Below are 14,275 nucleotides of genomic sequence, written 5' to 3' on the forward strand. Positions count from 1 at the left end.
CATCGCGGTGCGTCAGGGTCGGGGCAGGCGCTGCTCCGCGGCGGCGACGGCGGCGATCAGGGGGTCGCCGGCGGCCACGCCGAGCAGGGCCAGCAGGGCGGTGACGCGCTCGAGGGGATCCGTGATCCCCGAGGCGGCGGCGATGTCGTCGGCCCGCGGATCCTTGACCTCCTCGCCGGCCCGCACCCGGTCCGTGACCCAGGCGGTCCAGGCGGCGACGGCCGCGACCTCGCCGGGGGCCCGGTCCGGGCCGCCGAGCTCAGCGATCACCGGCAGCGCGCGCACGGGCAGCTTCACGGAGCCATCGGCCGCGATGCGGATCAGGTTGTCCGCCAGGCGCGGGTTGCGGAAGCGCTCCTCGAGGGCTGCGGTGTACGCATCCAGGTCAGCGGTCGGCAGGGGCAGCGTGGACCGGGCCTCGGACCACAGCTGCTCGACCAGGGCGCGCACCTCGCGGTGGCCGATCGCCTCGTCGACGCGCTCGAGGCCGGCCACCTGACCGGCGTAGGCCATGAGGGTGTGGGCGCCGTTGAGCAGGCGCAGCTTGCGCAGCTCGTGCTGCTCGAGGTCATCGGTGAACTGCACCCTGGCCTTCTCCCACTCGGGACGGCGACCGCGGAAGCTGTCCTCGATGATCCACTCGGTGAAGGGCTCGGTGACCACGGGAACGGTGTCGACCAGCCCGGTGCGCTCGGTGACCAGGGCGCCGGCACCGTCGTCGGCCGAGGGGGTGATCCGGTCGACCATGGTGGAGATGACATCGACGTGAGCAGCGAACCAGGCGCGGGTGTCCTCGTCGGCGGCCGCGAGCACGGCCTCGCGCAGCACGTCACCGTTGCCGGTGAGGTTGTCGCAGGAGACCAGGGCGATGGGCTCGGTGACGCCGGCCTCGCGGCGGGCGGCGAGGCCCAGCGCCAGGCGCGCCGGGACAGACGTGGCGGGGTCGTTGCCGGCGGCGTAGCCCTTCTCGGTGATCGTCAGGGTGACCACGGCGGTGAAGGGGTCGGCGATCAGCCGCACGAGGGCGTCGACGTCATCGGCCGGGTGCACCTCGTCGATGACGTCGACGATGCTGACCTCGTCGCGCTCGGCGCCGCGCACGATCAGCCCGTATCGGCCCCCCTGCGCGTTCAGGGAGTCAGCCATGGCGGCGGTGCGACCGGTGAAGGCGACGACGGACCAGCTGCCGGCGCGCTGGGTGGCGACCAAGGTGTGGGCGCGGGCGAAGTTGCCGATGCCGAGGTGGACCAGGCGGCCCTCGTCGGCGGGGTGGGGAGTGCTCATCAGTTCTTCTCTCCTGCAGCGTCGAGGCGGAAGACCTCGCGGGGCTGCTGATCGGGCAGGGTGGCGGCGAGCTCCTGGGCGTCCTCCAGACGCATCCGGTGCTCGGAGACCAGGCCTGCGAGGTGCGTGGCGTCCAGGCGGCGGGACATGTCGTGGCGGGCCGGGATCGAGCAGAACGCGCGGGTGTCGTCGATGAAACCGCTGGTGCGGCTGTATCCGATGGTCTCGGAGACGGCGCGGCGGTAGCGGAGGATCGCGTCGGGCGCGTCGATGAACCACCACGGCGCACCGGCGTACACCGAGGGGTACACCCCGGCCAGCGGCGCGATCTCGCGGGAGAACACGGTCTCGTCGATGGTGAACAGGACCGTGCGGAAATTCGGGTGGTGGCCGACGTCGTTGAGCATCGGACGGATGTGGTGGACGAAGTCGACGGCGACGGGGATGTCGAAGCCGACGTCGGGGCCGAACTTCTCGAACATCTCGTCGCTGTGGTTGCGGTGCACGGCGGGGTGGAGGGTCATCACCAGGCCGTCCTCGGCCGCGAGCCGTGCCTGGTCGGCGAGCAGGTGGCGGCGCAGCGCGGTCGCCTCGCCGGAGCGGATCTTCCCGTCGCGGGCGGCCGAGTACAGGCGTCGGGCATCGTCGACGCTCAGGCGCGCGGTGCCGGGGTCCATGTGGGCGTGGTCCGAGGAGACGGCGCCGTGGTCGCGGAAGTAGAGGCGGCGGGCGCGCATCGCTTCGTGGTAGCCCTCGTAGGTGCCCACGTGGACTCCGGCGGCCTCGCCGAGGGCGTCGGTGAGCTGGGGGAAGTCGGGGCGACCGGCCTCGAGGTACTTGTCCGGGCGGAAGGTGGGGATGACGCGCCCGGTGAAGGTGGCATCGGCCGCGAGGGCGGCGTGGGGGGCGAGGTCGTCGACGGGGTCATCGGTGGTGGCCATGACCTGGATGCCGAAGCGCTCGAACAGGGCGCGGGGGCGGAACTCGGGCTGGGTGAGCTTGGCGGCGATCTCGTCGTACATCGCATCGGCGGTGCGCGGGTTCAGGACCGTCTCGAGGCCGAAGACCTCGTGGAAGACATGCTCCATCCAGTAGCGCGAGGGGGTGCCGGCGTATGCGTGCCAGTGGGTGGCGAGCAGGTTCCAGGCGGCGCGGGAGTCCTTCTCGTCCAGGGGCCCACGGCCCACGCCGAGATCGGCGAGGTCGACGCCGCGGGCGTGCATCAGGCGGTTCACGTAGTGGTCGGGGGTGATGAACAACGAGGTGGGGTCGCGGAACGGCTCGTCATCCAGCAGCAGCCGGGGGTCGACGTGGCCGTGCGGCGAGACGATCGGCTGGTCCTTCATCCGCGCATAGAGATCCCGCGCGATGTCGCGGACGGCGGGGTCGGAGGGCAGCAGGCGATCTGGGTGGGGCGCGTAGGCGACGTTGCTCATGGCCTCATCCTCCCGCGACGTCGCGCAGGGGTCCCCCGGTTGTCACTGGTTGCCGACCAGGTCAGGGCGCAGCCAGGCACGTTGCGTGGTTCTGCCCTCACTCCCACGCCCGACTCCCCAGCCCGGTCTCAGCGATTCGCGCGCGGACCGGTGGTGCCGCGCGGCACGAGCCGCACCGGGAGGGACCCCTCGACGGGGGTGCGATGGGCCGACGGGTTCTCGATGCGGCGCACGAGCCGTTCGACGGCGGCGCGGCCCTGGGCCCGCTTCGGGGTGACGACCGTGGTCAGGCCGCCGCCGATGAAGCGGGACAACGGGATGTCGTCGTGCCCCATGACCGAGAGCTCGGCGGGCACGCGCACCCCGGCGCGCAGGGCGGAGACCAGGAAGCCGAAGGCGACCAAGTCGTTGTAGCAGACCACCGCGTGGGGCAGGGAGTCACGCAGCTCTTCGAAGGCCTGCTCGCCGCCGACCGTGGTGGGCGCGAAGGGGCCGTGTCGCTGGACCACGAGACCGTTCGCGCGGGCGGCGCTGCGGGCTGCGCGCCACCGTTCGCCGTCGGACCAGGAGTTCACGGGGCCGGCGACATAGGTGACTGTGCGGATGCCGTTCTCGGACAGGTGCGCCATGGCCTGCTGCATGCCGTGCTCGTAGTCCGGAGTCACGGAGTCCAGGCCCGCGACGCGACGGTTCAGGACGACGACGGGGATGCGCTTGGTGAGGTGGTTCAGGGTCGCGTCCGACAGTCGCGTGCCGGATAGCACGATCCCGTCGACCACGCTGATCGCGCTCTCGAGACTGGAACGCTCGCGCACCTCGTCCTCGACGGTGTCGAGCAGGAGCAGCAGGAAGTCCTGCTCATGGGCGGATTCCTGCATGCCGGAGACGAGTTCGGCGAAGTACGGGTTGGTGAGATCGGCGATCTCGATGCCGAGGCGGTGATGGCGCTGGCCGCGCTCCTGGGCGTCCGGGGCGGAGGTGCGGTAGTCGAGCTCCTTGGCCGCGGCCATGACCTTGGCGTGGGTGGCGGCGCTGACCCGGCCGGGCCGGGAGAAGGCACGGGAGACGGTCGAGGGGGCGACCCCCGCGGTCTTGGCGACGTCATAGATCGTCACACGCTTGTCCGCCACCTGGTCGGCTCCGTCCCCGCCTGCTCGGCGCTGCCCGTCGGGTGCGGCGCGGCCTCGCCCCGGTCCACTGCCCGGTAGGGTCGCTCGCACGTGCTATCTGTGGCAGGACTCTACCCCGAGGAACGGCAACCGGCGGCAACTCGCCACGGAGCGGACATGGCGCCTCTGCTCCAGGGAGCTGCAGTCTTCAACGGAAGAAGCTGGTTCACGACCGGCGCGCCGAGGGCCGCCGCTTCCGCTGCGCCTGGTCGCGGGGATGGCGTCGGCGGCGGAGTCGATCAGGCCATGCGCGCGAAGATCGGGTTGGAGTAGAACCAGAGGTCCTCCCAGGGATTCACTTCCCCTGGGACATCGATCGCCGGGCCGACGGGATCGATGTCGGCCCCGAGGTATCCGGTCTGGCTGCGCTTGCCGTCCGTGCCACGCACCCGCAGGTAGACGTCGCGCTCGAGCGTGAAGGAGTACGTGAGCTCGATGCTCCCGCTCTCCTGGCTGGTGTCCCAGGACTTCACCACGCGTGTGGCCGGGGCGACCGTGGTGTCGGGATCCTCGGCGGGCCCATCGACCGCGCCCAGGATGAGGTCCACCCGCGCGAGCTGCGGGAGCAGACCGGCGTAGTTGACGTGCGAGGCGGTCTCGATCGCGATCGTCAGCTCGACCTCGGTCGGCTTCTTCACCTCGAGGGTCTCCCCCATGCCCACCGTGAAGCGGTTCCCGCGATTGCCCGCCACCTGCAGCGTCATCTCCAGAGAGGCGATCAGGTCCCCGAAGCTCACCCACATGCGTCCGGCGCGCATCGCCTCCATCACCGCGCGGTGACTGACGTCCGTCGCCCCGACCCAGGTCTTGTTGTAGGCGCCCGGGGTGAAGGAGCTGTATTCGAGGACGGGCCGTCCGGCATCGACCGGGGGCGGGTACACGCCCGTGGAGTCGAAGGTGTCGCCGGCGTCGTTGTAGGGCCGGTCCGAGTAACCGGTCTGGTCCAGCTCGTCGACGGGGTTCTTCACCCAGTCCCCGCACCCCTGGTGGCCGTCCGACGTGGTCGTGATCCACCACTTCCGCCCCTCGGCCAGCAGGCTGTCCCACATTCCGCCGACAGTGGCGGTCATCCAGTCGAACCCGCCCCAGGTGCGGTAGCTCTCCTCGGGGTAGCCCTCGAAGGAGTACTCCCCGGGGCCGCCGTCGTAGAGACCGCGCCCGCGGGCCATCCCGGCAGGCAGGGCGGCCGCCTGATGCCCCGGCGCCCCTTCGAAGCCGATCACCACATCCGGGGCCGCGTCCTGCCAGGCGCGCAGCTCGGCCGGGGAGTCGATGCCCTTGCGCGCCGGATGGTTGGGCAGCACCAGCACGTCGTCCAGACGCTTGGAGGCGACGGTGTCCTGGAGGAAGGTCAGCGCATCGATCGCCAGCGCCTCATGCGCGGGGGTTCCGTCGCGGGCACCGACCACATTGGCGTCGTAGGAGTCGACGAACTCCTGCAGCACCTCTGCCTCGGCGGCCCCCGGCGCCATCATCAGCGTGGTGTGCTCCCCCGCCGGGATGTTCCACTCCAGGCCGCTGAAGATGAGCAGCTGGTCGTCGTAGCTCTCGCGGGCAGCGAGGATGGCCTCGCGCTGGGGCGCGATGCTGTGCGCGGCGAAGGCCTCGTTGCCGTGGTCGGTGATGACGATCCAGTCCAGGCCGCCGACGACGGCCCGCCGTGCCTGGTCGTCGATGCGGAACATGGCGTCGTTGCTGTACTGGCTGTGGAGGTGGTGGTCGCCGGCGAGCCAGATCAGCTCACCTCGTGGCTTACCGTTCCCGGTTCCCCGATCCGCGCGGGCCGGGGCGGCCGGGACAGCGGCGGCTCCGAGCACCCCGGCACCGGCCAGGCCCGCTCCGCGGAGGAATCCCCGCCGATCATTGCGCTCGGGGCCGGAGGCGGGGGTGACGGGTTCGGGGGTCATCGGCGATCTGGGCCTTTCCTCGGTTCTCGGGCGGGTCCAGGATCGGCTCCGCCCCGTCGACGAGAGTGCTTCACGTCGAGGTCGCGCCCATGAACGCGCACGGACCACTGAGCGAAGAGCGCATGAAGTGCCCGCCGCTGCCGGCAGCGCGATGGATCATGCCCCGAGCACGATGCCGGCCGCGACCCATACGCCGTCGGCGCCGCCATGCAGTGGTCGTCAGGAGCCCCGCACCCCGAGTCCGGTGGCCCGCGGACCGCACGGCCCGACGTCAGCGCAGCTGGAGCCGCTGGTACCGCGCGCTGAGCGAGGACGGGGCGACCACGGAGCTGGCGGTCCGCGGGGCGACGGAGGACTCCCGCGCATCGAGGCCGGGCTCGAGGACCAGATCGCGGTCCTCGGTCCTGCCGGCCGCCCTCTCCTGCAGCAGCCGGATCGCCGTGACCCCCATCTGCCGGCGGGGTTGGCGCACCGAGCTCAGCCGGGGCCGGATCATCTCGCACTGCCGGGTGCTGTCGTAGCCCACGACGCTGATGTCCTCCGGCACCCGCAGGCCTGCGTCCACCGCCGCGCCGAGGAAGTCGATGGCGACCCCGTCGGTCTCGGCGAACACCGCCGTCGGGGAGTTCTCCTCCTGCAGGATCGAGAACAGCAGGTAGCGGATGGCCGGCTTCAGGGTCTCCAGGCTGCCGCCCTCGACCTGGACGTACCGCTCCAGTCCCGCCGCGGTCATCGCCCGCGTGTATCCCTCGACGCGCAGACTGCCCTTGGCGAGGTGGGCGATGCGCCGGTGGCCGAGACCGGCGAGATGCTCCACGGCGAGGCGCGCCCCGATCTCGTCGTCGTTGCTGACGATGTCCACTCCGGGCACCGCGCGCTCCGCCTTGCCGACGAGGACGACCGGCGTCCGGTGGGCGACCTTCTGCAGCATCTCGGCCGGTATCGCCGTACCGAAGGTGACGATGCCTGCCACATCCTGGGACCGCAGCTCATCGAACTCCGTGCGCAGATGCTCGAAATCGCCGCGCCCGTCGAAGAACACCAGGCGCAGCCCGGCCTCGCCGGCAGCCTCCTCCATCCCGGAGACGACGTCGTGGGAGAAGACGCTGACGATGTCGCGCAGCAGGACGGCGACGGCACCGGCCGCCGAGCGACCCGGGGCGCGGCGCACAGCGCGATACCCGATCTCCTCGGCAGCGGCGAGGATCCGTCGGCGCGTCCCGTCCGAGACGCCCGGCCGCCCGCGCAGTCCCAGGGAGACCGCCGTGCTCGAGACCCCCGCCCGGTCGGCGACGTCCTGGAGCGTGAGCTTGCCGGTCTGGTGGGCCATAGCTTCGAAGGCTAGTGCCGCCCGAGCCGAACACCCCTGCAGGCAACGTCCTGACCAGCGGTCTTCCTTGAGCGTTCATCCTCACGTCATCCTGCGAGCGCTTTCTGCACTGAATTCAGTGGCCGTCCGAGCTGAAATAAAGCGCCTCTCATATCGACTCCCGGCGCACGTTCATCCCCGTCGTGAACCACGTTCACCGCCCGGACGAATACCCACCGTACGGTCAACATCCGAAGCCGCCCCGGAGTTCGACGGGGAACGCCGCACGACCACCCGGAGGAGAATCAGATGGCCATTCCCAGCCGCACTCGCACCCCCGTCGAATTTCGTCGTCGCACCGCTCTCGGAGCGCTCGGGGGAATGGGACTGCTCGCCGTCGCCGGCTGCGCGAACAGCTCCGAGGGAACGGCCGCCGAGGAGGTCGAGGCCATCAATCAGGTCGAGGAGATCGACTCGTCCGAGGCGCTGACCGAGTCACCCATGCTCGCCCGACGGGTCGAGGCCGGAGAGCTCCCGCCCATCACGGAACGCATGCCCGAGCTCGAGGACATCATGGTCGAGCCCGTCCTGGAGCAGATCGGAGTCCACGGCGGAACCTGGAACTTCCCCACCCGCGCCTCGCAGGAGGGCCCGTGGGAGATCGGCAAGCCCACCGAGGAGGCGCTGTTCCGCTTCACCCCCGAGGGCGATGGTGTGGAGCCGAACGTCGCCAAGGGCTTCGACGTCAACGACGATCTCACCGAGTACACGATCCACCTGCGCAAGGGCATGAAGTGGTCCGATGGCCATCCCTTCACCTCCGCGGACGTCATGATGTGGTGGGACAGCATCATGCGCCCGGAGGTCTTCGGCCGCAGCGTCTATGACGCGTTCTGGTCCACCGACCCCGCCACCGGCGAGCGCGCGATGGCCGAGTTCTCCGCGGTCGACGACCACACCGTCCAGATCGCCTTCCAGCATCCGCGGCCCATGTTCCTCGAGCGCGTCGCGATCGACGCGAAGTGGATGTTCGCCCCGGCGCACTGGATGAAGGAGGTCCTCGACGAGTTCATCGGCGAGGAGGCGGCGCTGGCCATCGCCGAGGAGCGCGGATACGAGGACCTCGAGGGCTGGTACGAGTCGGCCTGCTACTACTACTGGTTCTGGCCGGACCGCCCGATGCTGCGTGCCTGGACCCCCACCGCGGAGCCCGGCCCGGAGCAGGTGACCTGGGAGCGCAACCCCTACTACTGGAAGTCCGATCCGGAGGGCAATCAGCTGCCCTATATCGACGAGCTCTCCCTGGAGACCTACCAGGACCCCAGCCACGTGGAGCTGCAGGTGCTCGACGGCCACTTCGACATCGGCCAGTTCGAGTTCAGCTCCTTCACCCTGCTGCAGGAGAACGCCGAGAAGGGCGACTACCGGGTAGTGCAGTGGGAGACGGCGGACTGGTACTCCCACGGCATCCAGTTCAACCTGGAGCCTGCGGACCAGACGCTGCGCGGCCTCTTCCACGACGAGCGATTCCGCGAGGCGCTGTCGGTCGCCGTGGACCGCGAGGCGCTCTCGGAACAGCTCACGCTGGGACTCGGCGCTCCGCAGCAGTCCTCGATCGCCGAGGGCCGTCCCTTCCACCAGGAGGGCTGGGCCGAGAAGTGGGCGAGCTACGACGTCGACCGTGCGAACACGCTGCTGGACGACCTGGGGCTGGCCCGCTCCGGCGACTGGCGCATCCGGCCGGACGGGGAGCCGCTGCGGCTGACCCTCACCCAGGAGTCGGAGGCGCCCCAGGCCGGGCAGTTCGAGGAGCTCCTCAAGCACCACCTCGAGGAGATCGGCATCCAGATCGATGTGCAGCTGGTGGACGGCGGGCGCTTCGGTGAGCTGAACGATTCCGGGCAGCTGCAGCTGACCACGCGCGGGGCGATCGGCGGGATCCACCCGATCTTCCGCCCCGACACCGTGGTTCCGCTGCGCGCCGGCACCCCGTGGCACAACCAGTACGGCACCTGGTACGCCTCCGAGGGTGCCAGCGGGGTCGAACCCACCGGCGACGTCATGGAGCTGATCACCGTCTACCGGGATATGTCCGCCCAGACGGACCCTGCGCAGATCGACTCCTACGCCGAGCAGATCATCCAGTTCCATCAGAAGAACCTGTGGGCCCTCGGCTACACCGGGCCGGTGCCGCGTCTGTTCTCCGTCAGCAACAATCTCGCCAACGTGCCCACCGAGACCACCTTCGCCGACGAGTTCCGCGATCTCGGCCATGGCCGTCCCGCGCAGTTCACCTTCGTCGATCCGGAGGCTGAGACGGCGTGAGGTTCGGCCGTGCCCCGCGGGAGACGATCCCGTGCTGACCTACATCCTCCGGCGCACGCTGATGATGATCCCGGTGGTCCTGGTCATCTCCGTGATCGTCTTCTGGATCATCCAGCTGCCGCCCGGTGACTACGTCTCCAGTCACGTGATGGAGCTGCAGAAGGAGGGCGAACAGCTCTCCGCCGCCGAGCAGGACGCGCTGCGGGAGCGCTACGGCCTGGACCAGCCGTGGTACGCGCAGTACCTGGCCTGGATCTGGGGCATCCTCACCCGCGGCGACCTCGGCTACAGCTTCGCCTACTCCCAGCCGGTGCTCGCGGTGGTCGAGCGGTACATGGCCACCACGCTGATCGTGGCCGTGGCCTCCATGGTGTTCACGTACGTGGTGGCGATCCCGATCGGCGTGTACTCCGCCGTGAAGCAGTACTCAGTGGGCGACTACGTGTTCACCACGGTCGGGTTCCTGGGGATGGCCACGCCGAACTTCCTGCTGGCCATCATCCTCATGTACCTCTCCTACATCTGGTTCGGCAATCCGATGCTGGGTCTGCAGTCCCCGGAGTACGCCGCCCAGGGATGGAGCCCGGCCAGGGTGCTGGACATGCTGCGGCACCTGGTGATCCCCGTGGTGGTGATCGGGACCGCCTCCACCTGCGAGCTGATCCGCGTCATGCGCGGGCAGATGCTCGACGAGATGACCAAGCAGCACGTGCTCACCGCCCGCGCCAAGGGCGTCAAGGAGTCCACGAACCTGCGCAAGTACTCGCTGCGGGCCGCGTTGAACCCGATCGTCTCCACGATCGGCTGGTCCCTGACCGCGATCTTCACGGGATCCACGATCACCGCGATCGTGCTGAACCTGCCGACGCAGGGACCGGTGATGCTCGATGCGCTGATGGCCCAGGACATGTACCTCGCGGGCGCCTGGCTCGGCTTCATGGCGATCCTGACGGTGATCGGCACCCTGATCTCCGACATCCTCCTGGCCTGGCTCGACCCCCGCATCCGTGACGAGAGGAGGGCTCGAGCATGAGCGTCATCTCCCCTGCCCTGGGTCGGCTCCGCGGCCGCAGAGCATCATCCCTCGAGGCCGCCGCGGCACGCCGGGAGAACTACTACGCGGCCGGCCAGTGGCGGCTGATGTGGGCCAAGCTCTCCTCGCACCGCCTGGCCCAGATCTCGATGGTGCTGCTGGCGGTGCTGTACGCGTGCGCCGTGCTCGCCGGGTTCCTCGCGCCGTACTCGCTGGGCAGCTACGACTCCGACTACGTCGACGCCCCGCCGACGATGATCCGTCTCTTCCACGAGGACCGGTTCGTGGGCCCGTTCGTGTACGGGCTGAGCTTCGAGCGGGACCCCGAGACCCTGCGCCCCCTCTTCGTGGCCGACCACGAGCAGATCCATCGCCTGGAGTTCTTCACCCAGGGCTCGGAATGGTCGTTCTTCGGACTGTTCAACTCGACCCTGCACCTGTTCGGTGCCGAGGGCGGCGGCCGCGTGTTCCTCTTCGGCACCGACAGCCTGGGCCGGGACCTGTTCTCCCGCATCCTGATGGGGTCGCAGGTCTCCCTGACGATCCCGCTGGTCGGTGTGGCGATCAGCTTCGTGCTCGGCATCCTGATCGGTTCGATCGCCGGCTACTTCGGCGGAACCGTCGACTTCCTCATCCAGCGCCTCATCGAGATCCTGCGCTCGTTCCCGACGCTGCCGCTGTGGATGGCGCTGGCCGCGGCGATCCCGTCCCGGGTACCCGTGATCACGATGTTCCTCTACATCACCGTGATCATGGCGTTCATCGAATGGACCAGCCTCGCCCGCGTGGTGCGCTCGAAGTTCATCTCGCTGAAGCGGGAGGACTACGTGATGGCCGCCCGGGTGGCGGGGGTCCGACCCCTGCGGATCATCGGCACCCACCTGGTCCCGGGCTTCCTGTCCTACCTCGTGGTGGCGGTGACCCTCGCCGTGCCCGGGATGATCATCGGAGAGACCTCTCTGAGCTTCCTGGGACTCGGGATGCAGGCCCCGGCGACCTCCTGGGGCGTGCTGCTGCAGGAGGCGCAGGACATCACCAACGTGGCGATCTATCCGTGGAAGCTCATCCCGCTGGGCTTCGTGATCATCACGGTGCTCGCCTTCAACTTCCTGGGCGACGGCCTGCGCGACGCCGCCGATCCGCACAAGTGAGGAGCACGATGACGACGACGCCCGAGGACACGACTCCCCCTGCCCACCTGGTCCTGACGGTCGAGGACCTGGCGGTGCACGTGCCCACCGAGCACGGTCTGCTGCGCGCCGTGGACGGCGTCTCCTTCGAGGTGCGCGCCGGGCGGACGCTGGGAATCGTCGGAGAGTCCGGGTCGGGCAAGTCCCTGACGGCCAAGTCGCTGCTGCGCCTGCATCCGGCGGCGTTCCGCGAGTCCGGACGGGTCCTGCTGCACGGGGCCGACGGGTCCGGGGCCGACGGGACAGACGCGCTGGACATCATGGAGCTGCGGCGCGACGGCCCCATGATCCGGGCAGTGCGGGGGCGGCGGATCGCGCTGATCTTCCAGGAGCCGATGACGGCGTTCAGCCCGCTGCACACGATCGGCGATCAGATCATGGAGGCGATCCTCCTGCATCGCACCGCCGATCGCGCCGAGGCCCGCGACATCTGCCTGGAGTGGATGCTCCGGGTCGGGATCGGTGACGCGCAGCGGCGCATCGACCAGTACCCCCACGAATTCTCCGGAGGCATGCGTCAGCGCGCCATGATCGCGATGGCGCTGTCCTGCGAGCCGGAGGTGCTCATCGCCGATGAGCCCACCACGGCGCTCGACGTGACCATCCAGGCGCAGGTCCTCGAGCTCATGCAGGAGCTGCAGGCGGAGACCGGGATGGCGATCGTGTTCATCACCCACGACCTCGCCGTCGTCGCCGGGACCTGCGACGAGGTGGCGGTGATGTACCTGGGCCGGATCGTCGAGCAGGCCCCCGTCCGCGAGCTCTTCGCGAACCCGCAACATCCTTACACCCGCGGGCTGCTGCGGTCGATCCCTCGCTTCGGCATGGGCCGCGACGAGCGTCTCCAGGCGATCGAGGGGACCGTCCCACAGGCGATCGACCTGCCGGCGATGTGCTCCTTCCGTGACCGCTGCGGGGCGCGGATCGAGGGGGTCTGCGAGACCGCCGAGCCGCGACTGCTGGAGTTGACCGACCGCCACCAGGTGCGCTGCTTCCTGCACGACCCGGACGCGCCCGTTCCGGATCAGCCCGTCGGATCCACCGAATCCACCGCGAGCGACCCCGCCCACGCCCCCGTCGTCCCCGAGGAGTCCCCCGCATGAGTGCGCTGCTGCAGATCGAGCACGTGACCAAGGAGTTCAGCGTCTCGCGCACGGAGTCCTTCCCCGCTGTCGACGACGTCTCCCTCACCCTGGAGGCGGGCGAGACCCTGTCGGTCGTCGGCGAGTCCGGCTGCGGGAAGTCCACCCTGGCCCGGGTGATCGTGCGCGGCATCGAGGCCACTTCCGGTGCCGTGCACTACGACCCCGGAGCCTCCGCCTCTCCAGCCGCTCGCGCCGACCGGGAGGAGGGTCGTGCGGTCGACTTCCTCGCCCTGAAGGGCCGCGCGCTGCGGAAGCACCGGCCCGACATCCAGATGATCTTCCAGGACCCGATGTCGTCCCTGGACCCCCGGATGACGGTCTTCGACATCATCGCCGAGCCCCTGCGCGCGACCAGCCGGCCGCGCAAGCAGGAGCTGCAGCGCCGCGTGCGCGAGATCGCCGAGAAGGTCGGCCTGGACCCCTCCCATCTGCGCCGCTATCCGCACAGCTTCTCCGGCGGCCAGCGTCAGCGCATCGGGATCGCTCGCGCGCTGATCACCGATCCGAAGGTGATCGTGGCCGATGAGGCCGTCTCCGCGCTGGACGTGTCGATCCGGGCGCAGATCATCAACCTCCTGAAGGATCTGCAGGACGAGCTGGGGCTGTCCTACCTGTTCATCGCCCACGACCTCTCGATCGTCGAGTACATCTCCGACCGGGTGGCCGTGATGTACCTCGGCCGCATCGTCGAGCTGGCGGATACCGAGAGCCTGTTCTCCCGGCCCCGCCACCCGTACACCGAGGCTCTGCTCTCGGCCGTCCCGCAGCCGGACCCGGACGCCCCCCGTCGGCGCATCGTCCCCAAGGGCGAGGTGCCCAGTCCCACCGACCGTCCCGAGGGGTGCCTGTTCTCCTCGCGATGCCACTACGCCACCGAGCTGTGCCGCACCACCACCCCTGCCCTGCAGGAAGCGGCCGACGGGCACTTCTCGGCATGCCACTACGCCGACGAGCTGCCGCTGCGTGGGATCGCCGATCAGCCGGCTGTCACGGCGGCGCCCGAACCGGAACCGACGCCGGCGTCGGCATAGGCCAGGGGTTGGAGCTGCGGCGGAACAGCTCGCCGGAGTTCGCTACGCCGTCGTCTGGCTCGAGGGCTTCAAGAATGTCCTTCTCGAGCGATCCCACGAGCGAGTGATTGGGGTCAATCGCCTCAGACGGGCCTGGCGGCGAGCAGGTCCACTTCTCCATCCGAGGCGTCCTCGAAAACGGTGGCGGCTCCCAGGACCCCGGCTGGATCGAACCGGCGTGAGCTCTTGGCTGATCTGAACCCCGAGGGGTGGGTCGAGCCGATGCCCCCGCTCTGCAGCTACGGCTTTACGAGGTTCATGATCGGGTGGACATCGTGCAGGTGCTCACCCGTCGAGCGTGGTCATCGCTCGTGGGAATACCGCGAGTGGTCACACCTGGTCCTCGTCTGCTTGAAGCGCCCTGGGTTTCGTTCCGTGGTTAGACGGTCGCGGGCGCGGTCGTCGTG

General features: G+C 69.7%; 10 protein-coding genes. 5 read left to right on the forward strand and 5 right to left on the reverse strand.

Annotation, left to right across the window (positions count from 1 at the left end; all coding sequences use genetic code 11):
- Window positions 1-12: 12 nt before the first annotated feature.
- The 5 genes from INT51_RS03610 to INT51_RS03630 all read right to left on the reverse strand — a co-directional run bounded on the left by INT51_RS03610 (window position 13) and on the right by INT51_RS03630 (window position 7,126).
- Window positions 13-1,284 carry a mannitol dehydrogenase family protein gene (locus tag INT51_RS03610; RefSeq protein WP_193103829.1) on the reverse strand — a complete coding sequence of 424 codons (1,272 nt, stop codon included), beginning with the start codon at window positions 1,282-1,284 and terminating at the stop codon, window positions 13-15.
- Complete coding sequence (gene uxaC / locus INT51_RS03615) at window positions 1,284-2,720, reverse strand: glucuronate isomerase (protein WP_193103830.1); 1,437 nt, start codon at window positions 2,718-2,720, stop codon at window positions 1,284-1,286. The genes INT51_RS03610 and uxaC overlap by 1 nt, the downstream gene beginning before the upstream one ends.
- 128 nt (window positions 2,721-2,848) lie before the next feature.
- Window positions 2,849-3,850 carry a LacI family DNA-binding transcriptional regulator gene (locus INT51_RS03620; RefSeq protein ID WP_193103831.1) on the reverse strand — a complete coding sequence of 334 codons (1,002 nt, stop codon included), beginning with the start codon at window positions 3,848-3,850 and terminating at the stop codon, window positions 2,849-2,851.
- Between the two features lie 278 nt (window positions 3,851-4,128).
- Entirely contained in the window at window positions 4,129-5,796 is a 1,668-nt protein-coding gene (locus INT51_RS03625; protein WP_193103832.1) for a PHP domain-containing protein, read from the reverse strand.
- Window positions 5,797-6,067: 271 nt separating this feature from the next.
- Window positions 6,068-7,126 carry a LacI family DNA-binding transcriptional regulator gene (locus tag INT51_RS03630; protein WP_193103833.1) on the reverse strand — a complete coding sequence of 353 codons (1,059 nt, stop codon included), beginning with the start codon at window positions 7,124-7,126 and terminating at the stop codon, window positions 6,068-6,070.
- Window positions 7,127-7,414: 288 nt separating this feature from the next.
- On the opposite strand from INT51_RS03630, the gene INT51_RS03635 reads away from it, so the two are divergent.
- From INT51_RS03635 to INT51_RS03655, 5 genes are read left to right on the forward strand one after another with little or no spacing between them, the layout of a single operon-like run.
- A complete protein-coding gene (locus tag INT51_RS03635; RefSeq protein WP_193103834.1) occupies window positions 7,415-9,430 on the forward strand; it encodes an ABC transporter substrate-binding protein in 2,016 nt (671 codons plus the stop codon).
- Between the two features lie 31 nt (window positions 9,431-9,461).
- Window positions 9,462-10,463, forward strand: a complete 1,002-nt coding sequence (locus INT51_RS03640) for an ABC transporter permease (protein ID WP_193103835.1) — start codon at window positions 9,462-9,464, stop codon at window positions 10,461-10,463.
- Window positions 10,460-11,614: an ABC transporter permease gene (locus INT51_RS03645; protein WP_193103836.1), complete on the forward strand. Its 1,155-nt coding sequence runs from the start codon at window positions 10,460-10,462 to the stop codon at window positions 11,612-11,614. Before INT51_RS03640 ends, INT51_RS03645 begins: the two co-directional genes overlap by 4 nt.
- Window positions 11,615-11,622: 8 nt before the next feature.
- Window positions 11,623-12,756, forward strand: coding sequence for an ABC transporter ATP-binding protein (locus tag INT51_RS03650; protein WP_193103837.1), 1,134 nt, complete (start codon window positions 11,623-11,625; stop codon window positions 12,754-12,756).
- Window positions 12,753-13,829, forward strand: a complete 1,077-nt coding sequence (locus tag INT51_RS03655) for an ABC transporter ATP-binding protein (protein ID WP_193103838.1) — start codon at window positions 12,753-12,755, stop codon at window positions 13,827-13,829. Before INT51_RS03650 ends, INT51_RS03655 begins: the two co-directional genes overlap by 4 nt.
- Window positions 13,830-14,275: the final 446 nt, after the last annotated feature.

The organism is Brachybacterium sp. FME24 (genome assembly GCF_014897705.1).
GTDB lineage: Bacteria > Actinomycetota > Actinomycetes > Actinomycetales > Dermabacteraceae > Brachybacterium.